Genomic DNA, 21,638 nt, shown 5'->3' on the forward strand with positions numbered 1-21,638 from the left:
CCTCGTAAGGAGCTCACGTGGCAAACGTGCTGGAGAAGGTCCTCCGCATCGGCGAAGGACGAACCCTCCGTCGGCTGAAGGCGTACGCCTCGGCGATCAACGACCTCGAAGACGACTTCGCGACCCTCACCGACGAGGAACTCCAGGGCGAGACCGGGGAGCTGCGCGGGCGCTACGCCAACGGCGAGTCCCTCGACGACCTGCTGCCCGAGGCGTTCGCCGCCGTGCGCGAGGCGTCGAAGCGGACCCTCGGCATGCGCCACTTCGACGTGCAGCTCATGGGCGGCGCGGCGCTCCACCTCGGCAACATCGCCGAGATGAAGACCGGTGAGGGCAAGACCCTCGTCGCGACGACCGCTGCCTACCTCAACGCGATCCCGTCGCGCGGCGTGCACGTCATCACCGTCAACGACTTCCTCGCGTCGTACCAGTCCGAGCTCATGGGCCGCGTCTTCCGTGCCCTCGGCATGACGACGGGCTGCATCATCGCGAACCAGTCGCCGGCCGAGCGTCGCGAGCAGTACGCCGCCGACATCACGTACGGCACGAACAACGAGTTCGGCTTCGACTACCTGCGCGACAACATGGCGTGGCAGGCGTCCGACATGGTCCAGCGCGGCCACTACTTCGCGATCGTGGACGAGGTCGACTCGATCCTCATCGACGAGGCGCGGACCCCGCTCATCATCTCCGGCCCGTCCTCGGGTGAGGCCAACCGCTGGTTCACCGAGTTCGCGTCGATCGCCAAGCGCCTCACCCCCGGCGAGGACTACGAGGTCGACGAGAAGAAGCGCACCGTCGGCGTGCTCGAGCCCGGCATCGAGAAGGTCGAGGACTACCTCGGCATCGACAACCTGTACGAGTCCGCGAACACCCCGCTGATCTCGTTCCTGAACAACTCGATCAAGGCCGTCGCGCTGTTCAAGAAGGACAAGGACTACGTCGTCATGAACGGCGAGGTGCTCATCGTCGACGAGCACACCGGCCGCATCCTCATGGGGCGCCGTTACAACGAGGGCATCCACCAGGCGATCGAGGCGAAGGAGGGCGTCGAGGTCAAGGCCGAGAACCAGACCCTCGCCACCGTCACGCTCCAGAACTACTTCCGCCTCTACCAGAAGCTGTCCGGCATGACCGGCACCGCCGAGACCGAGGCGGCGGAGTTCATGTCGACCTACAAGCTCGGCGTGGTCCCGATCCCGACGAACAAGCCGATGCAGCGCATCGACCAGACCGACCTCGTCTACAAGAACGAGAAGGCGAAGTTCGAGCAGGTCGCGGTCGACATCGCCGAGCGCCACGAGAAGGGCCAGCCGGTCCTGGTGGGCACGACGAGCGTCGAGAAGTCGGAGTACCTGTCGAAGCTCCTCGCCAAGAAGGGCGTCAAGCACGAAGTCCTCAACGCGAAGAACCACGCCCGCGAGGCGGCGATCGTCGCCCAGGCCGGTCGGCTCGGTGCGGTGACGGTGGCCACGAACATGGCCGGTCGCGGAACCGACATCATGCTCGGCGGCAACGCGGAGTTCCTCGCCGTGCAGGAGATGCACGCCAAGGGCCTCTCGCCGACCGAGACTCCGGAGGAGTACGAGGCCGAGTGGGACGCCGTGTTCGAGCGCGTCAAGGCCGAGATCAAGGACGAGGCCGACAAGGTCCGTGACGCCGGTGGCCTGTACGTCCTCGGCACCGAGCGCCACGAGTCCCGCCGCATCGACAACCAGCTCCGTGGTCGTTCCGGTCGTCAGGGCGACCCCGGCGAGAGCCGCTTCTACCTCTCGCTGACCGACGACCTCATGCGCCTGTTCAACTCGGGTGCTGCCGAGAGCCTCATGGGGCGGTCGAACGTCCCCGACGACCTCGCGATCGAGAACAAGCTGGTCGGGCGTGCGATCCGCTCCGCCCAGGCGCAGGTCGAGGGCCGCAACGCCGAGATCCGCAAGAACGTCCTCAAGTACGACGACGTCCTGAACCGGCAGCGCGAGGCGATCTACAGCGACCGCCGCCACATCCTCGAGGGCGACGACATCCACGACCGCGCGCAGTCCTTCCTGAAGAGCGTCATCGACGACGTCATCGACTCGCACACCGGCGAGGGATCCCCGGACGACTGGGACCTCGACGCCATGTGGACCGAGCTCGGCACGCTCTTCCCGATCTCGATCTCCATCGACGAGGTCATCACGGAGGCCGGCTCGAAGGGCAAGGCGACGCGGGAGTTCCTCGGCCGCGAGATCCTCTCCGACGCGCAGCTGGCCTACCAGAAGCGCGAGGAGCTCCTCGGCGACGAGGCGATGCGCGAGCTCGAGCGCCGCGTGGTGCTTTCGGTGATCGACCGTCGTTGGCGCGACCACCTGTACGAGATGGACTACCTCAAGGACGGCATCGGCCTCCGTGCGATGGCGCAGCGCGACCCGCTCGTCGAGTACCAGCGCGAGGGCTACGCACTCTTCCAGAGCATGATGGGCCAGATCCGCGAGGAGTCCGTCGGGTACCTCTTCAACCTCGAGGTGCAGGTCCAGTCGGACGGCGAGAACGCGGTCATCGAGGCGAAGGGCCTCGGTGAGGAGGAGACCGCGGGCCTCGAGTACTCCGCACCGTCCATCGACGGCGAGGTCGAGGTCCGCGACGAGCAGGGCCGACTCGAGCAGGCCGCCACGGCTCGCGCGCAGCGTGCGCAGGCCGAGGCGGAAGCCGAGCAGGGCCCCGAGCAGGGCTCCGCGTTCGGGTCGGCGGCGACGGCCTCCGGCCAGGCGGCGGCGAACAACCGCGCCGAGCGGCGCGCCGCGAAGCGGAGCTGACCGGACGCAGACGCAGACGGACGGGAGGGACGGTGCCAGGTGGCACCGTCCCTCCCGTCTCGGCCGGCACCCCGCTGGCGCGGTGCGCCGGTATCGGCGGGTGGGGCCCACCTCCCGTCTCGGCCGGCACCCCGCTGGCGCGGTGCGCCGGTACCGGCGGGTGGGGCCCACCTCCCGTCTCGGCCGGCACCCCGCTGGCGCGGTGCGCCGGAGCCGTCAACGCCTCACAGCACGCCGACCGCCGTCGCCCGCCACCGGCCGTTCCGCGTCTCGAGCCTGATCGCCACGGCCCGGGCGTGACTGCGACCGTGGACGACCACCGTCGCCTCCACGATGCCGTCCGCCGGACTGCACGCCACCACACTGCCCGCCCGCAGGGAGGGCCGCCGGACCGCCCGACGGAGTCCCGAGCGGTTGCGCGCCGTCAGGGCCGCCCGCTGCTGGAGGTGCCGGTGCACGTCGTCGGTGACCCACCGCGCGATGCTGTCGACCTCGCGTGCGCCGCTGAGGATCTCGACCACGCACAGGGCCAATGCGCGCGCGGTCTCCTCGGGGTCGGGCAGTGGTTCCGCGGTCGGTGCCGGGTCCATCGGAACGACCGGGACCGCGTGCAACACCCGTTCCGCCGACCGGACCCGGTCATCTCCACCGACCGTCGCCGGCCCGGCCCCCTGCCCCTCGTCGTGCCCCTCGTCGCTCTCGACGTCCGGTCGGATCGCTTCCCACGCCACCCCGTCCCCTTTCCTGTCCGGGTGAGCGTAGGGCGTGTGCAACATCTGACATTCCGACTCGAGAGCCCTGTGGACAACGCGGATCTGTCCACACCCCGCGCCACCTAGACTTGGGCGCGTGTCGACCCTCAGTGACCTCGTCCTCGCACAAGGCCGTTCCTCCGAAGCGGACGTGGAGTGGCTCCACCTCCTCGTGGGGGACTGGCAGCTGCTCGCCGACCTGTCCTTCGCCGACATGGTGCTCTGGGTGCCGACCGCCGAGGACGGCTCGTTCGTCGCCGTCGCACACGCCCGGCCGAGCTCGGCCGCGACGCTCTTCTACCGCGACATCGTCGGCCAGGAGATCCGCGAGGAGTGGCGCGAACAGGTCACCGAGTGCTTCGCCGCGTCGCGTGTGGTGGACTCCGCCGAGCCCGACTGGTACGAGGACACCCCGACCCGGGTGCGGGCGATCCCGGTGCTCCGCCGCCTCAGCCCGAAGAGCGCCGAGACCACCGACCGTCCGATCGCCGTCGTCACCCGACACTCGAACCAGGACGAGATGCGGACGCCGAGCCGCCAGGAGCTCAACTTCACCGCGAGCGCGAACGACCTCTTCGGCATGATCGCCACCGGGGACTTCCCGGACCTCGGCGCCCCGGCCGGGCCCCGCCGCGGCGCTCCCCGTGCGAGTGACGGTCTGCTCCGCCTCGACACCAACGGCGTGGTCACGTTCGCGAGCCCGAACGGCCTGAGCGCGTTCAACCGCATGGGGTTCGAGGGGGAGCTCGAGCGCAAGTCGCTGGCCGAGGTGACGACCGAGCTCATCGGCGCCAAGCTCGACGTCGACGAGTCACTCCCGCTCGTCGTCACCGGGCGCGCGCCGTGGCGTGCGGACATCGAGGCGAAGGGCGTCACGGTGTCCCTCCGCTCGATCCCGCTGCGCGACCACGGCGAGCGGATCGGCGCGGTCGTGCTCTGCCGCGACGTGACCGAGATGCGGCACCAGGAGCGCGAGCTCATCACGAAGGACGCCACGATCCGGGAGATCCACCACCGGGTGAAGAACAACCTGCAGACGGTGGCGTCGCTCCTGCGCATCCAGGCCCGGCGGACGCACTCCGACGAGGCCCGGACGTCGCTCCAGAACGCCATGCGGCGCGTCGCGGCGATCGCGGTCGTGCACGACACCCTCTCGACGGGGCTCAGCCAGAACGTCGACTTCGACGAGGTCTTCGACTCCGTGCTCAAGCTCGTCACCGAGGTCGCCGCGTCGCACAACACGACCGTGCACCCGAAGAAGACCGGCGAGTTCGGTGTCCTGCCGTCCGAGGCCGCGACCCCGCTCGCCCTCGGTCTCACCGAGCTCGTGACGAACGCGGTGGAGCACGGCCTCGACGGTCGCGACGGCGAGGTGGAGATCGTCGCGGACCGGTACGACGACCACCTCGAGATCCAGGTCCGCGACAACGGTCGGGGCCTGCCCGAGGGCAAGGTCGGCTCCGGACTCGGCACGCAGATCGTCCGGACGCTGATCCAGGGTGAGCTCGGCGGCACGATCGACTGGCACACCCTCACGGGCAGCGGCACCGAGGTCGGCATCTCGATCCCGTTCCGCTGGTTGACGGCTGCGCCCGCGGCGTAGGCGCCGGCCCCACTCCGGGAACCAGGTTCCGGACACGACACCGTGGAAAATCGCGGTTCGGTGTCCGGAACCTGGTTCCGCGAGCGAGACTCCACCGGCGCCCCGGGCACGACGAAGCCCGCCGCCCCGGAGGGCAGCGGGCTTCGTCAGCGATGCGTCAGGAGGCGCGGCGAGCACGGGCGGCGCGGCGCTTCAGCGCACGACGCTCGTCCTCGCTGAGGCCACCCCAGACGCCGGAGTCCTGGTTGTTCTCCAGTGCGTACTGCAGGCACATCTCGGTGACGGTGCAGCGGGCGCAGACGGACTTCGCCTTCTCGATCTGGTCCACTGCGGGGCCGGTGTTCCCGACCGGGAAGAAGAGCTCGGGGTCCGCGGTGAGGCAAGCTGCCTGGTCACGCCAGTCCATGTGTGGTGCTCCTTGATGTCGATGCTCGAACGGCAGCCGTGGACGTGGTTCGGGGATCGGAACGCTGGGCATGCTGAGCATGAGGGGACACCCGTGGGGGAGGGATCCGCTGGAAGCGAGTCTGACGCCCGCAGAACGCTCGGGGGAGGAGCGTCGAACCACGGGAGACGCACACCACATCGTGCCGTCCAAACGACCTCGAATATCGTTCCATACTGGTAGGGGCAAATCAAGGGTTCGGACGCTGGAGGATCGCTGTGCACGACACCACACCCGCTGGGTCCGCGGACCCCGGACGACCCTCGCCCGCGATCACGGTGCTGCAGGTGCTGCTCGGCCTCGAGTTCCTCGCGCTGGTCGGCGTCACCGTCTGGCTGATCGTCGAACTCGTCACCTCGCCGGCGACGAGCCTGGCGTCCGGCATCGCCCTGACGATCCTCACCGCGATCGCCGCCCTGTGGCTCGGTTCGCTGTTCGTCGGGCTGCGGAACCGACGGCCGTGGGTGCGCTCCGGGATCATCGTCTGGCAGGTCCTGCAGGGTGCCCTCGCGATCGGGGCCTTCCAGGGCGTGTTCCGTGTCGCCTGGTTCGGTTGGCTGCTGCTCGTCCCCGCGCTGCTCGCCATCACGCTGGTGGTCTCGCGGCCGGTCACGGCCGCCCTGGTGCGGCAGGACGGCGACGACGACTGACGCGCGTGCACGCGACGGCCTGGAGGCCCGGTGCCGGTCCCGTGGACCGGCTTCGGGCCTCCAGTGCGTGCGCTCCGGCGATCAGACCAGCCCGAGCTTCTTCCGCAGGCTGGCGACGTGCCCCGTGGCCTTCACGTTGTAGAGGGGGAGCTGCACGGTGCCGTCCTCGTCGACGACGATCGTCGAGCGGATCGTGCCGGTGACGATCTTCCCGTAGTTGTTCTTCTCGCCCCAGGCGCCGTACGCCTTGTGCACGGCGAGGTCCGGGTCGCTGAGCAGCGGGAACGTGAGGGCCTGCTCGTGCTGGAACGTCTTCAGCGCCGGCAGGTCGTCCTTCGAGACGCCGAGGACCTCGTAGCCGGCCGCCTGCAGCGACGACATGTTGTCGCGGAAGTCGCACGCCTCGGTGGTGCACCCCGGGGTGGAGGCCGCCGGGTAGAAGTACACGATGACCTTCTTCCCGCGTAGGTCGTGCAGTGCGTGCTGCACGCCGTCCTGGTCGGGGAGGGTGAAGTCGGGGGCGGTGTCGCCGGCCGCGAGACGGTCCGTCATGGTGCTCCTGTTCGTTCCGGTGCCCGAGTGGTCTCGAGCACGCGAAAGCCATGCTATTGTTGTTTCCCGTTGCAGCACGGAAGTGCGGCGGCGATGAACAACTGCACACCATGCGCCTCTAGCTCAATTGGCAGAGCAACTGACTCTTAATCAGTGGGTTCTGGGTTCAAGTCCCAGGGGGCGCACCAGCAAGGCCCCGGTCCGTACGGACCGGGGCCTTCGTCGTTCCCCGGTGATCCCGCCCCGCCGACTCGACACGCCCGACGTGCGCGAGGGCGTCGGATCGGACGGCAGTGGGTCGTGCCGCACCGACGAGAGCGCGGGCGGGGTGGTCCCCGCCCGCGCTCGGGCGTCGGCGCTGTCGGTCGGTGCCGGGTCGGTCTCCCGTCCCCGCCCGGATCGCAGTGCCTTCGGCTGGTCGCAGTGCCGCCGCCGGTCGCAGTGCCGTCGGCCGGTCTCAGGCCCGCCGGTCGCGTGCTCCGGGCCGGGAGGGTCGGCGTCGGCGGACGAGGACCGTACCGCCCAGCGCGAGCGCCAGGGCTGCCGCCATCGCGAGCGGGAGGAGCCCTGCCGCTCCCGTGAAGGCGAGACCGGTCGTCCGGTCGGTGTCCGCGTTCCCGTGCGGCCGCCGGGGTTCGTCGGCCGTGGCCGGTCCTGCGGCGGCGCCCGGTCCTGCGTCGGCGCCCGGTCCTGCGGCGCTGCCCGGTCCCGGCGTCCCACCCGGGGTCCCCGTCGATCCGCCCGGCGTGCCGGTCGACCCGCCGGCCGTGGCCACGAGCCCGGCGTCGACGTCGTCGTCGGTGCTGACGCCGTCGGTCGCGCCCGACTCGTCCGTCGTCACGGCGAGGTGCACGACGTCCGAGCGGCCCGTCGTCGGCTCGGCGTCGGCGTCGCTCCCGGGGTCGGCCCCGACGCCTGCCGTGGTGAAGCCGAAGCCGTCCGGCGCCGACCACCTGACGCGGTAGTCGCCGGGGCGCAGGTCGTCGAACCGGTAGTGCCCGGCGGCGTCGGTGTCGGTCGAACGCGTGACCTGCGCCCCGCGGTCGTCCGTCCCGGAGAGCTCGGCCCGGACCCCGGCGGCCGGGTGGTCGTCGTCCTGCAGCCCGTCGCGGTCGTCGTCGACCCACACGGTGTCGCCGACGGAGCCCGCCACGATCCGGACGGTCGCCCGGTTCGAGACCACGGGGAGCGCGAGGTCGGCCGCGCGGAGTCCGAAGCGGTTCGTGTAGCGGTCGTCCTGCTGCTGGCCCGTCGTCGACAGCGCCACCTGGTGCACGACCGTGGCGCCGGGTGCGACCGGGGCGGACCGGTCGATGCGGAAAGCCGACGCCTCGGCGAGGTCGGCCGGGCAGCCGGCGCTCCCGAACGCGTCGGCGGTGCACCACACGGTCGCGCCGCCGTCCCGGTTCGAGGGATCTGCGGGGTCGAGCGAGACGGAGGACGGATCCGCCGCTGTGTACCGCACGGCTTCCCCGGCTGCCGCATCGACCGACACCGGGGCGGCGAGTGAGCGGCTGCCGTGGAAGGACGACCCGAGCCCGTCGCCGTCGGTGGGGAGGACGTCGACCAGCGCGACGTCGTGGACGTCCGTCGAACCCTGGTTGGTCCAGCCGAGGGTCCACTCGAGGTCGTCTCCCGTCACGACCACGGGGTGCACGGCCGACTTCTCGACGGCGATCCCGCCGGGGGAGACCAGGCGCACGGATCGCTGTGCCGTCCGGTCCGCCTCGGGCGACCGGTCCGTCGGCGACGCGACCTCAACCTCGTTCGTCAGCGTGCCCGCGGGGGTCAGCCGCGAGACGGACACCGTGTAGGTGATCGGCGCGAGCGCGCCGTTCGGCGTGACGCCCTCCAGGTCCCAGGTCAGACGCTGCCGGGTCACGCCGTCGTCGTCCACGGAGTCCACCGTCGGCGACGGGGAGGCGCTGCCGGGGACGTACTCGGTGCCGGCAGGGAGGAGGTCCTCGACCGTCAGGGTGGTCGGGCTGCCGTCCCCGCCGGCGTTCGCGATGCTCGGGTACAGCGCGAAGTCGACCCGGTCGCCTCCGGAGACCACGGAGGTCTCGTCCGGGGTGTCGTCCGCGCCGTACCCGTCGTCGACGACCTTCTTCGCGATCCGGACCCGGTTCTCGGTCACGAGCACACTGTCCGCGAGCGGCCCGGCGCCGAGGACGGGGTCGGCGCTGTCGTGTCGCCACGCGGCCGTCCCGAACCGCAGGTGCCCGAAGTCGTACACGCGCGTCCCGCCGGCCACGGGGAGCACCCGGGTGTAGGTGTACAGCGACAGGCTCGTCCCACCGGTGAGGGTCGTCGTCGCCCGGACGGCCCCGACGGCGTCCGGGCCGCCCGGGACCAGCGCCGGATCGTCGTACCAGGGACCGGATGCGTCGTCGCAGTCGGCGGAGCGACCGGCGGCGGGGTCGGCCATGTCGTACGCGGCGTACTGCACCGTCGCAGGGGAGGACGAGGTCACCGCCGTGTACCGGCCGGCGACCCGCGTCAGCCGCTGGGTGGCGCGGTCGAAGGTGTCGCACACCACGGCGTTCTGTGACCGGAGGCCCGGGTTCGACGCGGAGACGCTGCTCCGGATCGTCTGCCCGGGTGTGACCCACGGGTCGCCCTCCTTGGCGGAACCGGCGGTGATCGCGCCGTCGGCTCCGACCTGGGTGATCGTCTTGCCGCCGTTGCCCGGAGCGAGTTCGACGAGGGAGCGCCGCGCGACGTTGTCCGCTGTGGGCTCGGTGCCGCCGGGGAAGTTCGGTGCGCCGCTGACCGACGTGGTCGTGAGCGGACGGTAGGTGTTCTGCGAGGTGACCGACGAGCCGGCCGGCAGGTCGGGGACCCAGAGGCTCAGGTACCCGGTGACGACGTAGTTCTTCCGGCCACCGCTCAGCGGGCTGCCGTTCAGGCCCTTCGTCGGGATCCGCGCGGGGTCGGTGACGGTGTCGGTGATCGTGACGTCGACGTCCTGCCCCGGCGCCGACTGCGTGCAGGTGATCCGCCCCGAGTCGACGACGTTGCCGTCCCCGCCGCCGCGTCCGCCCGGGATCCCGGAGAAGCGCACCTCGTTCACCTCGTTGATGCCGCAGGCGGTCCGGTTCGGGGCGAAGAGCACGGCACCGGACGGCAGGTCTCCGGTGATCCGGGAGACGTCGTCGACGAAGTGCATCGGCCCCGCGCTCCCCTCGAAGCCGAGCAGACCCGCGCCCGGTTCGACGGGGAGCCAGTCGACCGAGATCGGGTAGACGAGCTGGAACCCCCGCGTCCGACCGTCGGGTCCGAGCACGTCGGCCTTCAGCTGGCTGCCGACGAGGTCCTTGCTGAGGTTGTACCGGGCCACGGCCGAGACGGTCGTCGACGGCGAGGTCGCCCGGACGGTCTCGCTGTCGTCAGCGGTGACCTCGGCCTGCACCGCCACCGTGTCGCCGGCCCGGAGGTCCGCCGACACCGTGAGCGCCACGGGGGTCGCGACGGTGCTGCCCTCGGTCACCGAGCCGAGGTTGCACGTGAGCACCTGGCCGACGATGCCGCTGCCCGGACCGGTGCAGGAGCTCGGGAGGGCGGACCAGGCCGTGCCGGCGGGAGCGGTGACGGTGAAGCGCTCGTCGGTGCTGGTGCCACCGTTGCTGCTGACGGTGATCCGGTAGGTGACGGTGTCGAGCGTCCGCACGATCCCGTTCGTGTCGCCGGTGTCCCCGCCCGGGCCGTCGGTCGTCGTGAAGGGACCGTTGCCGTCCTTCGCGACCTCGACGGCCAGGCCGAGGGTGGCTGCGACCGCAGCGTCGTCGCGTGCGTGCGGGTCAGCGCTGGTCGGGGGTGGCGGCACCGGCGAGGCCGGAGCTGTCGCCGGAGCGGTGGCTGGTGCGATGGCTGGTGCGGTGACCGGTGCCGGTGCCGGTGCCGTGGCCGGGGCCGCAGCCGGTGCCGTGGCTGTCGTGCTCGCCGCGTCGTCCGCGGTGCTCGGGAGCTCGGCGGCCCCGGCGCTCGCCGGGCCCGTCAGCGCCGTGACCAGCGCGAGCGCGACGGTGGTGACCGTGGACGCCGCGACCGTGCGGCGTCGTCGTGGAGAGGGAGCGTCCTGGTGTTTCACGTTCCACACGCTACATGGGGGTGGACAGGTCGTCCGCACGGATCCCGACGGGGGTGCCGGGTCGGCCGCGTCGGGACGGAGGCGTCGGAGGCGTCGGGTCAGGCTCGGCGGACGTCGACGACCCGGTCCTCGCCGAACACCGGCCGGAGGGAGCCCGCCGACGCCGCCGCGAGGTCGGTCCGCAGTCGGTCGTGCCCGGTCGCAGGCACCCAGAGCTCGAACGCGGCCCCGGCGCCGTAGGTCGTGTCCCCGAGCACGGCATCGTGGTGCCGGACCCAGTCGCGCAGCACGTTGTCGATCCGACCGGCGTCGACGTGCGGGACCGAGACGACCGCCCGGGTCAGCGTGCGACGCTCGACGAGCTCCGCGCGGTCGAGCGCCTCGGACACCGAGGTCGAGTAGGCCCGGACGAGTCCGCCGGCTCCGAGCTTGACGCCGCCGAACCAGCGCGTGACGACCACCACGAGGTCGGTGAGCTCGCGACGGCGGAGGACCTCGAGCATGGGTACCCCCGCCGTGCCGCTCGGCTCGCCGTCGTCGGACGACCGCGCCTGGTCGCCGAGGACACCGGTCACCATCGCGGTGCAGTGGTGGCGCGCGTCCCAGTGCCGCTTCCGGACGGCTGCGATCACCCGGTCCGCGTCCGCCACGTCCTCGACCGGCGCGACGGTGGTGAGGAACCGCGACCGCGTGACCACGATCTCGTGCTCGAGTGGTGCGGCGATGGTCGCGGGCAGCTGACGGGTCACCGGATCGAGGCTACCGGCGCTAGCATGTCGTGCACCGCTGACCGGGGAGGAGTCCGATCGACATGGTGGAGGAGCGGGGTGGCGCGCTCGACGCCGCGGAACTCGCGCGCCGACTGAACCTGCTGCTCGACTTCGAGGAGTCGCAGCGAGGGGTGCCGGTGCCGTTCGCGGCGGTGGAGGAGTACGTGGCCGAGCACGGCGGCTCACTCTCTCGGGCGAAGTGGACCTACATGCTCTCCGGGGACGGTCGGCGCAACCGCGACACGGGCCTCCTCCGGCTGCTCGCGGGCTTCTTCGAGGTGGACGAGCGGTTCCTGCTCGAGGACAGCGAGGTCCCCGCCCGCATCAGTGCGCAGCTCGCCCTCGTCCGGTCGCTGCGCTCGGCCCGGGTGAGCGGGTTCGCCGCCAGGACCTTCCCGGGAGAGCTCTCCGCGGACGCGTTGCGGCGCATCGCGGCCGTGCTCGAGGAGGAGTCACAGCGCGGGAGCGTCGCGTGAGCACCGATCCCGTCGACGCGTTCTGGGCGCGCGCGGAGGCCGCGACCTGGACCGACGTCGACGCGGCCGTGACCGCTGCGGCCGAGATCCTCGGCAAGCCGATCGTGGTGCGCGAGGAGGACTTCCTCGCGAGCGAGCCGGTGTGCGGCTTCGTGGCGACCCTCGAGCACCAGCACCTCGTCATGATCTCGCCGACCCCGTCACCGACCTTCCGGGCCTTCGTCGTCGGCCACGAACTCGGACACGTCCTGCACCGCCACCAGGAGTCGCAGGCGCAGTCCGCCTACATCCGCGACGTCATCCCGGACCTGCCCGGCTACAAGGTCGAACGCGCGATGGCCCGCGGGCTGTTCGAGAACGCGTACGAGCACGAGGCCGAGCTCTTCGCCGACCGGCTCGCCGGCGTGATCCGTGCCCACCGTGACCGGCCCAGCGCCTTCCGCGGGGTCTTCGGGTGATCCTGGCGGTGCTCCAGGCCGTCGTCCTCGTCGGCGGCACGGTCACCCTCTTCGTCCTCCAACGCGGCCAGGACCGCACGCTCGCCGTCACGTTCCTGCTGTTCACCGCGACGATCGTCACGAACGTCGATCCCCTGTACCGCTGGCTCGACCCGCTCCTCGGCGGCGTCAACGTCGTGACGCTCGTGGGGGACTGCCTGATGGTGGCCGGCACGAGCACGCTGCTCTGGGGCGTCGCGAAGGCCGTCGGGTCGGCACCCCGTTGGCTGCGGACCACGATCACCGCCGTCTTCCTGGTCGTGCTCGCCGTCGTCGTGGTGGCGTTCACGGTGCTCGACAAGCCCCCGACCACCACGACGTTCATGCTCGACGCCGGAGCGCGACCGGCCGCGGCGGTGTACTCGATCGCGCAGACCACGTACCTCGGGGTCGCCCTCGGCGCGACGGGGACGATCTGCGTGCTGCGCTTCCGGGAGGCGCGGGGGCCGGTCGAGAGCGTCGGCCTCGCGGTCCTCGTGCTCGGCGGGGTCGCCGGTCTCGTCCGCATGGTGGTCGTCGTCGTGATGGACGTGGCGCACGTCCGCGGTCACCTCGACGTGACCCGAGCGCTCGCGCCGCCCTACGACGTCACCACGCCGAGCGCAGTCCTGTGCGTTGCGTGCGGGATGCTCCTGCTGGTCATCGGTCACCGGCTCCGGCGGGCACGTCGTGCGCGCGCCGTCCGTCGGGCCCTCCGTCGGCTGCGGTCGGTGCACGAGCGGGTGGGCACGGACAACGCGTACCCGGAGACGGACGACCCGGCGACCGAGTTGACCCGGGTCATCGTGGAGATCAACGACGGTCTGCGCTCGTCCTCGTCCACGCTCTCGCCGTCCGAGCAGGGTGCCCTCGCCGATGCGGAGCGAGCACTCGACACCGTCTGAGGTCGACCCGACCCCACCGACCGTGTAGGGTGCTGTAGCACGTGCTACAGGTCGGTGGGACTCGGCCGCGTTGGGGGCGGCCGAGCACCGCCGGGCCCGGTGCGTCCTTGCCGTGCAGGGGTCGTCGGCTGGCCGCGGTCGAGCTGGCTACAGTTGGACGGTGCTCGTCTTCGCTGCCGTCGTCCTGTTCATCGGAGCCCTCTTCAACGTCGTGGCCTGGCCCCGCTTCTTCCGGCGGGTCGCCGCGGACACGCGCGCCCGGGACGCAGCCGGACGACCCACCACCTTCTGGCGGGTGCACTTCGTCCTCCTGCTGATCGCGCTCGCGATCGCCGCCGCGTCGGTCGTCGCGGGCATCCTGCTGCTCGTCTGACGCCTCGCCGTCCACCGGACGGGAGGCACGTGCCGGCGCCGGCGCGTGCCTCCCGTCCGTCTCCTGGCCGCGTCGGGACGTGCCCGCACGTCGACGGTGTGACCGCGTGCGATCACGCTGTCCGGTGCGGCCACGAACCGCCGGCGTGGCGACCGTGGGGAGTGCACGCAGCGGGACGGTCCGTCGTCGCCGGTCCGCGGGCCGGAACCCGAATCCGTCCCGGAGCCCGGCGACGACGGTGCCGGTGGTGCTCGGCCCTCCGGCCCGCGGTCCGACGGCACGGTCGACGTCGGGGCCGTGGGGGAGCGGCGTCGAGCAGTCCACCAGCAGACTCCTGCTGTGCCCGGCAGGCCGGACCGGCGTGTCGCGGACAGACGTGGCGACGACCGGGCGGACGGGGGCGGTGACCGGGGACCGGGGCGGTCAGGACGCGGACGGCAGCGGGGCGCCGAGCACCCGTCGGAGCGCGTGGTCGGCGAGGCGCTCGTCGATCGTGTCGAGCAGGACGCGGTAGGTGTCGTCGTCGGTGACGAACTCGACGCACACCGCGTCGAAGTCGCACGGCTCGATGCGCCAGCCGCGGACCGACGCCATCGGCACGGTCGTCAGGGCGTCCCGCTCGAAGCTCGTCTCGGCGGTCACCCGGTGGTCGAAGAACCGGATGCGTCCGAACGTGCCGCGCCAGGTCAGCTGCAGGTCGAGGGAGGGAACGAGCGACGGGTCCGGCACTCGCCGATGCTATCGGTGGGCGCCGGACCCGTCACGGGGCCGTCGGGCGGGTGAGCGCCGAGCGGACAGACTCAGTCGCCGTCGTGTCGGTCCTCCGACGCCCGGCGGACCTGGTTCGCCGGGTCGCGCCCGGTCACCGGGTACGGTCCGGTCACGCCCTGCCGGAGCGCTGCGATGCGCAGGATCCGGTCGCGCTGCACGAACCAGCCGACGACGAGCAGCGGGATGATGATCACCAGCGACGCGATCGTGAACGTGCCGACGGGCCAGTCGATGGCCATGAGCACGATGACCGAGGCGAGGAACGCCAGGGTCAGCCACGCGGTCACCGGGGCACCGGGGAGCCGGAACGTCGGCTCCTTCGCGAGGCCCTGCTTCGCCCAGCTCCGGAGCTTCATCTGGCACAGGATGATCGTCCCCCACGCGGTGATGATGCCGAGGCTCGCGACGTTCAGCGCGATCTCGAAGGCCTGCGACGGGACGAAGTAGTTGAGCACGACGCCGACGACGGTGAAGCCCGCCGTGAGCAGGATGCCCGCGTACGGGACGCCGCCACGCGACATCTTCGTGGTCCACCGCGGCGCGGAACCGTTCATGCCCATCGAGTGCAGCGCCCGCCCGGTCGAGTAGAGCCCGGCGTTCAGCGACGACAGTGCGGCCGTGAGCACGACGAAGTTCATGATCGAGCCGACGACCTGGCCGACCTGCGGGTTCCCGATCGACGAGAAGAACGTGACGAAGGGGCTCTCGCCCTCCTTGTACGACGTGTACGGCAGCAGCAGCGACAGCAGCACGACCGAACCGACGTAGAACACCGCGATGCGGAACACGACCGAGTTGATCGCCCGCGGGATGACCTTCTCGGTGTCCTGCGTCTCGCCGGAGGCGGTGCCGACCAGCTCGATGGCGGCGTAGGCGAAGACGACGCCCTGGATCACCAGCACCGCGGGCAGCAGCCCGTTCGGGAACACCCCGCCGTTGTCCTGCAGGATCGAGAACCCGGTGCGGACCGCCTCGCCCCCGGTCTCGACCGGGAACGCGAAGATCAGCCAGACGAGCGCGACGACCAGGAAGGCCACGAGTGCCGCGACCTTGATGAGCGCGAACCAGAACTCGAGCTCCCCGAACACCTTCACCGCGACGAGGTTCGCGGCGAGCACGACGACCAGGGCGATGAGCGCCATGAGCCACTGCGGTGCCGCGGTGAACGGCTTCCAGTACTGCATGTAGAGGGCCACTGCCGTGGTGTCCACGATCGAGGTCATCGCCCAGTTGAGGAAGTACATCCAGCCGGCCGCGTACGCGAACTTCTCACCGTAGAACTCGCGCGCGTACGAGATGAAGGACCCAGACGACGGACGGTGCAGCACGAGTTCGCCGAGCGCCCGGAGGATGAAGAACGCGAAGACGCCCGCCACCAGGTAGGTGATCGCGAGTGCCGGGCCGGCCGAGTTGAGCCGTCCGCCGGCTCCGAGGAAGAGCCCCGTGCCGATGGCTCCACCGATCGCGATCATCTGCAACTGCCGGGGCTTCAGACCGTGCTGGTAGCCCTCCTGCTCGTGCGAGAAGTCCTGCGCGGGGGCGCGTCGGGCGCCCGTGTCGTTCTGCGCTGTCATGCGCGCCACGCTACATGTGCGGGCGCGCAGGGGCGGCACCCGACCCTGCGCGCCGCCTGGACTGTAACGACCGCATCACGATGTCGATCCCCATGTGCGTGGGCGACACGCCGTGACCGGGGGACAACCGGGTCCCCGATCCGGCCGGGTCGCGGGTGGCATCGGGGGACACGGGGTCGCTACGGTTGAGCGTCCCTTCAGCCAGTGGCCTCGCAGCCGACGGTGGAGGGCACGACGACCAGAACGCGTCCCGGCGGACAGCACTCGCCGCGGCCGTACGGTCGGCCGGACCGGGACCGCCCCGAGCGTGGTCCCTGCGTGCGACCGCTCGCCCTGTGCCACCTGCGCGGGCTCGACGTGGTCGTGCCGCGACGTGCCGGACGACCCGTTCGCAATCACGACGCGACCGGTGTGCGCCCTGCGCCGCGGTCGTGCGAGGAGTCCCACAGTTGTCCATCGCACCACCAGAGGACCGGGCCGTCGACGCCCGGCACCAGCCCGAACCGGACGGAGGCACCGCGGCGGTCAGCGTCCGCGGCGTGCACAAGGTGTTCGGGCGCCGAGCCGCCGAAGCGGTCCGCCGACTGGACGGGGGCGCGTCCCGTGACGAGGTCCGCGAGCTCGGCTCCGCCGCCGTCATCGACGCCTCGTTCGACGTCCGTCCCGGCGAGATCTTCGTCGTCATGGGTCTGTCCGGCTCCGGCAAGTCGACGCTCATCCGCATGCTGAACGGCCTGCTCGAGCCGACCGCCGGCGATGTCGAGATCGGCGGCCAGCGGGTCACCGGCGCCAGCGCGAAGCAGGTCCGGGCCGTCCGACGGACCGGGGTGTCGATGGTGTTCCAGCACTTCGCGCTCCTGCCGCACCGCACGGTCCTCGAGAACGTCGCGTACGGCCTCGAGGTGAACGGCGTGGACCGCGCCACCCGGACCGCGAAGGCCCGCGAGGTCATCGACCTCGTCGGCCTCGACGGCTGGGCCGACGCGAAGCCCGACGAGCTGTCGGGCGGCATGCAGCAGCGCGTCGGGATCGCCCGCGCACTCGCCGCGGAGACCGACGTCCTGCTCATGGACGAGGCGTTCAGCGCGCTCGACCCGCTCATCCGACGGGAGATGCAGGAGCAGCTCGTCGACCTCCAGCAGCGGCTCGGCAAGACGATCGTCTTCATCACCCACGACCTCAACGAGGCGATGTTCCTCGGCGACCGCATCGCGGTGATGCGCGACGGCCGGATCGTGCAGATCGGGACGCCCGAGGACATCCTCACCGACCCCGCCAACGACTACGTCGCCCAGTTCGTGCAGGACGTCGACCGGGCCCGTGTCCTCACCGCGGCGAGCGTGATGGAACCGGCCCGCGCGGTCGTCCCCCTCACCGCCGGACCCCGAGGAGCCCTGCGCACCATGCGGGACCTGCAGACCGCGGCGGTCTTCGTCACCGGGCGCGGACGGACGCTCGAGGGCTGGGTCCGCGACCGCCACGTGATGCGCCAGGTCAAGGCCGGCGACAGCGGGCTCGACGCGATCGTCAACCCCGAGTACGCCCGGGTCGCCCCGGACGCGCCGCTCACCGACCTGTTCGAGCTCGCGGTCGAGTCGCCGCTGCCGATCGCCGTGGTCGACGACGAGGGGCGGCTCCTCGGCGTCGTGCCGCGCGTCACGCTCCTCGCCGCGCTCGGGAACGTGCCGGCGACGACCACGCCCATCCCGGTGCTCGAACCGGTCACGCAGATCGCCTCCGACATCGAGGCCACCCTCGCCGAGGCGGGCGCCCCCGATCCGGCCCCGACCACCGCCGACGACCAGACGGGAGCACACGCATGACCAGCCTCTTCGGGTTCCGCCTGCCGTTCGGCGACGCCGTCGACGCCGTCGTCTCCTGGATCACCGCCCACTTCGGCGGCCTGTTCGACGTCATCGCAGCCGCACTGTCCTTCTGCTACGCCTGGATGGAGTACCTCCTCACCGCGCCGCCCTCCTGGGTGGTCGCCCTCGTCGTGGTCGGTGTCGCGTTCTGGGCGAAGGGCTGGAAGCTCGCGCTCGGGACCCTCCTCGGGCTCGCCTTCATCGCCGCGGTCGGGATGTGGCCGTACGCGATGCAGACCCTCGCCCTCGTGCTCGTCGCCGCGGCCGTGGCCGTGGTGCTGAGCATCCCGCTCGGCATCTGGGCCGCACGGTCGGACGCGGCGAGCCGGGTCATCAAGCCCGTGCTCGACTTCATGCAGACCACGCCGGCGTTCGTCTACCTCATCCCGGCGCTCATCTTCTTCGGGCTCGGCGCGGTGCCGGGGATCATCGCGACGGTGATCTTCGCGATCGCCCCCGGCGTCCGGCTCACCGAGCTCGGCATCCGGGGTGTCAGCGCCGAGGTCGTCGAAGCCGGCGCGGCCTTCGGCTCCAGCCCGTGGCGGATCCTCCGGCAGATCCAGCTGCCGCTCGCCCGCCCGAGCATCATGGCGGGCGTCAACCAGGTGATCATGCTGTCGCTCTCGATGGTCGTGTTCGCCGGGCTCGTCGGAGCCGGGGGGCTCGGCGGGCAGGTCGTCAACGCGCTGAACCGCATCGACGTCGGCCTCGGCGCCGAGGCCGGTGTCTCGGTCGTCGTCCTCGCGATCGTGCTCGACCGGGTCACCGCCGCGTTCGGCGGCGACCGCAGTGGCACGACGCGCCGGATCGTGCGCCGTCGCCATCCCGAGGCGGCTGCCGGAGCGTCCACGCCGCAGCCGGCGGAACCCGTCGGCGCCTGACGTGCTCCTGCCGCACACCCCACCCGTCCGACCCACCCAGCCCTCGGTGCCAGCACACCGTGACGCAGGCGGGCCGCCCCGGCACGACCGGAGCACCCGCCGAACCAGGAAGGAACCCATGAAGAACCGCACCAAGATCCTGTCCGCCATCGGCCTCGGCGCCGCCGCAGCGCTCGCCCTGAGCGCCTGCTCGCCCCCGGGCACCACGAGCGGCTCCGCCACGGTCGACAACGGCGACCAGAAGGCCATGAAGATGGTCGTCTTCAACGGCTGGGACGAGGACACGGCGGCCAGCGAGCTGTGGAAGTACGTCCTCGACCAGAAGGGCTACGACGTCACGCTCGACTACGCCGACGTCGCCCCCGCCTACCAGGGCCTGTCGCAGGGCGACTACGACGCGGTGCTCGACACCTGGCTGCCGAACACGCACAAGTCGTACATGGAGAAGTACGGCGACGACCTCGACGACCTCGGTGCCTGGAACGACCAGGCCTCGCTCGAGGTGACGGTCAACGCGGACGCCCCGATCGACTCGCTCGCCGACCTCGCGGCCCACGAGGACGACTTCGGCGGTCGCATCGTCGGCATCGAGCCCGGCGCCGGCCTGACCTCGGTGGTCAAGGACAAGGTCATGTCCGCGTACGGCCTCGAGGACTGGGACCTGGTCACCAGCTCCACCCCGGCGATGCTGTCCGAGCTGAAGAAGTCCGAGCAGGACGGCAGTGACATCGTCGTGACCCTGTGGCGCCCGCACTGGGCGTACAACGCCTTCGACGTGAAGGACCTGGAGGACCCGAAGGGCGCCCTCGGTGACAACGAGACGATCCACACGGTCGTCAAGAAGGACTTCGGCGACGACTTCCCGCAGGCTGAGAAGTGGCTCGCGGCGTTCAAGATGGACTCCGACACGCTGTACTCGCTCGAGGACGCCCTCGTGAACTCCGGCGCCGACCAGTCCGAGTACCAGGGCATCGTCGAGCAGTGGGCCGGCGAGCACCAGGACTACGTCGACTCCCTCACGAAGTGAGCTGACGCGGTCCGCTGACGCGACCGGACGACGGACGGGAGGCCCGTGGCGACACCGCCACGGGCCTTGCGTCCGTCCCGGACCCAGGCGTGACCGACGCGACGTTGGTTGCATGGAGGGATGGACATCCTCCTCCGACTCCTGGTCGCGATCGGGTTCGCCCTGCTCATCACCGCGGCCGCCGCCCTCGTGACGCACCTCGCGCTCCGCTCCCTCGCCCGCCGTGAACGCTGGGCGAGCGTGCTGTCCCGGCGCGTGAAGCACCCGTTCCGGTGGGTGCTCCTCGTCGCGCTCCTCTGGGCCGCCTTCGCGTCCAGCGTGCCGAACCGCTCCGACCTGTCGTGGCGGGCGGACGTGTCCCATGCGTTCCTCATCGCCACCATCGCGCTCGGCTGCTGGCTGGCCTGCGAGCTCGCGATCTTCCTCGAGGACCTCGGCCTCCACCGGTTCCGCGTCGACGTCCCGGACAACCGGCAGGCACGGCAGATCCGGACGCAGGTGCTCATCATCCGGCGGCTCACGGTCGCGGTCCTCGTCATCATCGCCATCGGCGCGATCCTCCTCACCTTCAAGGGCGTCGAGGCCGCCGGGGCGAGCGTCCTCGCGAGCGCCGGCCTCATCTCGGTCATCGCCGGCCTCGCCGCGCAGTCGACGCTCGGGAACGTCTTCGCCGGGATGCAGCTCGCGTTCTCCGGGTCGATCCGCGTCGACGACGTCGTGGTCGTCGAGCAGCAGTGGGGGCGGATCGAGGCGATCACCCTCACCTACGTCGTCGTGCACCTCTGGGACGACCGACGGTTCGTGCTCCCGTCCACCTACTTCACGAACAACCCGTTCGAGAACTGGACCAGGACCGGCAGCGAACTGCTCGGCGCCGTCGAGTTCGACCTCGACTGGCGGGTCAGCCCGAGCGACATGCGGAAGGAGCTCGACCGCATCCTCGGGACCTCCACGATCTGGGACGGTCGCACGAAGGTGCTGCAGATCACGGACGCCGTCGGCGGGACGGTGCGGGTCCGCATCCTCGTCTCCGCCCCGGACGCGGGCGGGCTGTTCGACCTGCGCTGCTACGTCCGCGAGGAGATGGTGTCCTGGATCCAGCGCACCCACCCGGACGCCCTCCCGCTGCAGCGCGTCCAGCTCACCGAGGGCGCCGCCACACGCCAGCGTCGCGGGTCACGGTCGTCCGAGGGGGACTCGCAGCTGTTCCGCGAGGGCGACGAGCGCTCGGCGATGTTCACGGGCCCGCTGCGCACGGCGGAACCGCCGTCGGAGCGCTGACCCGCGCGACCGTGTGACGGACGGGAGGCCCGTGGCGGTGTCGCCACGGGCCTCCCGTCCGTCCGCTGGTCGCGTGCCCGACCTACGGCTGCCGCGCCTTGACGGCGCGGTCGTCCTCGACGACCGTGCCGATCGCCACGATGGTCGTCGCGAGCCACGCCACCCAGGTCAGTGCCAGGCGCCAGTCGCGCGGGCCCTGTCGAGTGGTCTGCAACACGCTGTAGCCGCTGATGATCGAGCTCCACACCGCACCGCTGAACATGAACTTCCGCACCGGTTCCTCCTGTCGTCGTCCCCGCCACGCTACCGGCCGCTACATTGGAGCGCCGCCGGTCACCCTGCCGGCGTGCTC

19 protein-coding genes and 1 tRNA gene are annotated in these 21,638 nt (G+C 71.3%); 12 read left to right on the forward strand and 8 right to left on the reverse strand.

The window, feature by feature from the left end:
* The first annotated feature begins 17 nt into the window (after positions 1-17).
* Positions 18-2,795, forward strand: coding sequence for a preprotein translocase subunit SecA (gene secA / locus Csp2054_RS03855; protein ID WP_096897962.1), 2,778 nt, complete (start codon positions 18-20; stop codon positions 2,793-2,795).
* Between the two features lie 224 nt (positions 2,796-3,019).
* On the opposite strand, the gene Csp2054_RS03860 is transcribed toward secA, so the two are convergent.
* Positions 3,020-3,526, reverse strand: coding sequence for an Rv3235 family protein (locus tag Csp2054_RS03860; protein WP_096897963.1), 507 nt, complete (start codon positions 3,524-3,526; stop codon positions 3,020-3,022).
* 118 nt (positions 3,527-3,644) lie between these two features.
* On the opposite strand from Csp2054_RS03860, the gene Csp2054_RS03865 reads away from it, so the two are divergent.
* Positions 3,645-5,150, forward strand: coding sequence for a sensor histidine kinase (locus Csp2054_RS03865; RefSeq protein ID WP_096897964.1), 1,506 nt, complete (start codon positions 3,645-3,647; stop codon positions 5,148-5,150).
* A 157-nt stretch (positions 5,151-5,307) separates the two neighbouring features.
* Here Csp2054_RS03865 and Csp2054_RS03870 read toward each other — a convergent pair whose 3' ends face one another.
* Entirely contained in the window at positions 5,308-5,556 is a 249-nt protein-coding gene (locus tag Csp2054_RS03870; protein WP_022904217.1) for a WhiB family transcriptional regulator, read from the reverse strand.
* A 257-nt stretch (positions 5,557-5,813) separates the two neighbouring features.
* Here Csp2054_RS03870 and Csp2054_RS03875 point away from each other — a divergent pair, with 257 nt between their 5' ends.
* Complete coding sequence (locus Csp2054_RS03875) at positions 5,814-6,245, forward strand: hypothetical protein (RefSeq protein WP_096897965.1); 432 nt, start codon at positions 5,814-5,816, stop codon at positions 6,243-6,245.
* An 81-nt stretch (positions 6,246-6,326) separates the two neighbouring features.
* Here Csp2054_RS03875 and bcp read toward each other — a convergent pair whose 3' ends face one another.
* Positions 6,327-6,797, reverse strand: coding sequence for a thioredoxin-dependent thiol peroxidase (bcp, locus tag Csp2054_RS03880; RefSeq protein ID WP_096897966.1), 471 nt, complete (start codon positions 6,795-6,797; stop codon positions 6,327-6,329).
* Between the two features lie 112 nt (positions 6,798-6,909).
* Between bcp and Csp2054_RS03885 the strand changes: the two genes are divergently transcribed.
* Positions 6,910-6,985, forward strand: a tRNA-Lys gene (locus tag Csp2054_RS03885).
* 269 nt (positions 6,986-7,254) lie between these two features.
* On the opposite strand, the gene Csp2054_RS03890 is transcribed toward Csp2054_RS03885, so the two are convergent.
* Together Csp2054_RS03890 and Csp2054_RS03895 are read right to left on the reverse strand one after the other, a co-directional pair.
* Positions 7,255-10,887 carry an SdrD B-like domain-containing protein gene (locus Csp2054_RS03890; protein ID WP_141399112.1) on the reverse strand — a complete coding sequence of 1,211 codons (3,633 nt, stop codon included), beginning with the start codon at positions 10,885-10,887 and terminating at the stop codon, positions 7,255-7,257.
* 98 nt (positions 10,888-10,985) lie between these two features.
* Complete coding sequence (locus Csp2054_RS03895; protein ID WP_096897968.1) at positions 10,986-11,636, reverse strand: IMPACT family protein; 651 nt, start codon at positions 11,634-11,636, stop codon at positions 10,986-10,988.
* 62 nt (positions 11,637-11,698) lie between these two features.
* Between Csp2054_RS03895 and Csp2054_RS17985 the strand changes: the two genes are divergently transcribed.
* From Csp2054_RS17985 to Csp2054_RS03910, 4 genes are all read left to right on the forward strand, one after another.
* Positions 11,699-12,133 (forward strand): hypothetical protein, encoded by a 435-nt coding sequence (locus tag Csp2054_RS17985; RefSeq protein ID WP_176491543.1) that lies wholly within the window; start codon positions 11,699-11,701, stop codon positions 12,131-12,133.
* Positions 12,130-12,591 carry an ImmA/IrrE family metallo-endopeptidase gene (locus tag Csp2054_RS17990; protein ID WP_176491544.1) on the forward strand — a complete coding sequence of 154 codons (462 nt, stop codon included), beginning with the start codon at positions 12,130-12,132 and terminating at the stop codon, positions 12,589-12,591. The genes Csp2054_RS17985 and Csp2054_RS17990 overlap by 4 nt, the downstream gene beginning before the upstream one ends.
* Positions 12,588-13,514, forward strand: coding sequence for a hypothetical protein (locus Csp2054_RS03905; RefSeq protein ID WP_096897970.1), 927 nt, complete (start codon positions 12,588-12,590; stop codon positions 13,512-13,514). The genes Csp2054_RS17990 and Csp2054_RS03905 overlap by 4 nt, the downstream gene beginning before the upstream one ends.
* A gap of 160 nt (positions 13,515-13,674) precedes the next feature.
* Positions 13,675-13,887, forward strand: a complete 213-nt coding sequence (locus tag Csp2054_RS03910) for an SCO4848 family membrane protein (RefSeq protein ID WP_096897971.1) — start codon at positions 13,675-13,677, stop codon at positions 13,885-13,887.
* A 423-nt stretch (positions 13,888-14,310) separates the two neighbouring features.
* On the opposite strand, the gene Csp2054_RS03915 is transcribed toward Csp2054_RS03910, so the two are convergent.
* Positions 14,311-14,616 (reverse strand): hypothetical protein, encoded by a 306-nt coding sequence (locus Csp2054_RS03915; protein WP_096897972.1) that lies wholly within the window; start codon positions 14,614-14,616, stop codon positions 14,311-14,313.
* A 71-nt stretch (positions 14,617-14,687) separates the two neighbouring features.
* Positions 14,688-16,232: an amino acid permease gene (locus Csp2054_RS03920; RefSeq protein WP_096897973.1), complete on the reverse strand. Its 1,545-nt coding sequence runs from the start codon at positions 16,230-16,232 to the stop codon at positions 14,688-14,690.
* Positions 16,233-16,687: 455 nt separating this feature from the next.
* On the opposite strand from Csp2054_RS03920, the gene Csp2054_RS03925 reads away from it, so the two are divergent.
* The 4 genes from Csp2054_RS03925 (at position 16,688) to Csp2054_RS03940 (ending at position 21,286) form a co-directional block, all read left to right on the forward strand.
* Positions 16,688-18,055: a glycine betaine/L-proline ABC transporter ATP-binding protein gene (locus tag Csp2054_RS03925; protein WP_096898033.1), complete on the forward strand. Its 1,368-nt coding sequence runs from the start codon at positions 16,688-16,690 to the stop codon at positions 18,053-18,055.
* Positions 18,052-18,978 carry an ABC transporter permease gene (locus tag Csp2054_RS03930; RefSeq protein WP_096897974.1) on the forward strand — a complete coding sequence of 309 codons (927 nt, stop codon included), beginning with the start codon at positions 18,052-18,054 and terminating at the stop codon, positions 18,976-18,978. Before Csp2054_RS03925 ends, Csp2054_RS03930 begins: the two co-directional genes overlap by 4 nt.
* Positions 18,979-19,096: 118 nt before the next feature.
* Positions 19,097-20,005, forward strand: coding sequence for a glycine betaine ABC transporter substrate-binding protein (locus tag Csp2054_RS03935; RefSeq protein WP_096897975.1), 909 nt, complete (start codon positions 19,097-19,099; stop codon positions 20,003-20,005).
* A 120-nt stretch (positions 20,006-20,125) separates the two neighbouring features.
* The gene (locus tag Csp2054_RS03940) at positions 20,126-21,286 is read left to right on the forward strand and encodes a mechanosensitive ion channel family protein (RefSeq protein WP_176491545.1); all 1,161 of its coding nucleotides are present in this window, start codon (positions 20,126-20,128) and stop codon (positions 21,284-21,286) included.
* A gap of 82 nt (positions 21,287-21,368) precedes the next feature.
* Here the strand turns inward: Csp2054_RS03940 and Csp2054_RS03945 are convergent, their stop codons facing one another.
* The gene (locus tag Csp2054_RS03945) at positions 21,369-21,560 is read right to left on the reverse strand and encodes a hypothetical protein (RefSeq protein ID WP_022904226.1); all 192 of its coding nucleotides are present in this window, start codon (positions 21,558-21,560) and stop codon (positions 21,369-21,371) included.
* Between the last annotated feature and the right edge of the window lie 78 nt (positions 21,561-21,638).

Origin of the sequence: Curtobacterium sp. 'Ferrero' (assembly GCF_002412165.1) — a bacterium.
In the GTDB taxonomy this organism is placed as follows: domain Bacteria; phylum Actinomycetota; class Actinomycetes; order Actinomycetales; family Microbacteriaceae; genus Curtobacterium.

Excerpts from the sequence above, each read along its gene's own strand:
- bcp (WP_096897966.1), bottom strand. The coding sequence starts at position 6,797 with ATGACGGACCGTCTCGCGGCCGGCGACACCGCCCCCGACTTCACCCTC.
- Csp2054_RS03930 (WP_096897974.1), top strand. The coding sequence starts at position 18,052 with ATGACCAGCCTCTTCGGGTTCCGCCTGCCGTTCGGCGACGCCGTCGAC.
- Csp2054_RS03870 (WP_022904217.1), bottom strand. The coding sequence starts at position 5,556 with ATGGACTGGCGTGACCAGGCAGCTTGCCTCACCGCGGACCCCGAGCTC.
- Csp2054_RS17985 (WP_176491543.1), top strand. The coding sequence starts at position 11,699 with ATGGTGGAGGAGCGGGGTGGCGCGCTCGACGCCGCGGAACTCGCGCGC.
- Csp2054_RS03940 (WP_176491545.1), top strand. The coding sequence starts at position 20,126 with ATGGACATCCTCCTCCGACTCCTGGTCGCGATCGGGTTCGCCCTGCTC.
- Csp2054_RS03920 (WP_096897973.1), bottom strand. The coding sequence starts at position 16,232 with ATGACAGCGCAGAACGACACGGGCGCCCGACGCGCCCCCGCGCAGGAC.
- Csp2054_RS03935 (WP_096897975.1), top strand. The coding sequence starts at position 19,097 with ATGAAGAACCGCACCAAGATCCTGTCCGCCATCGGCCTCGGCGCCGCC.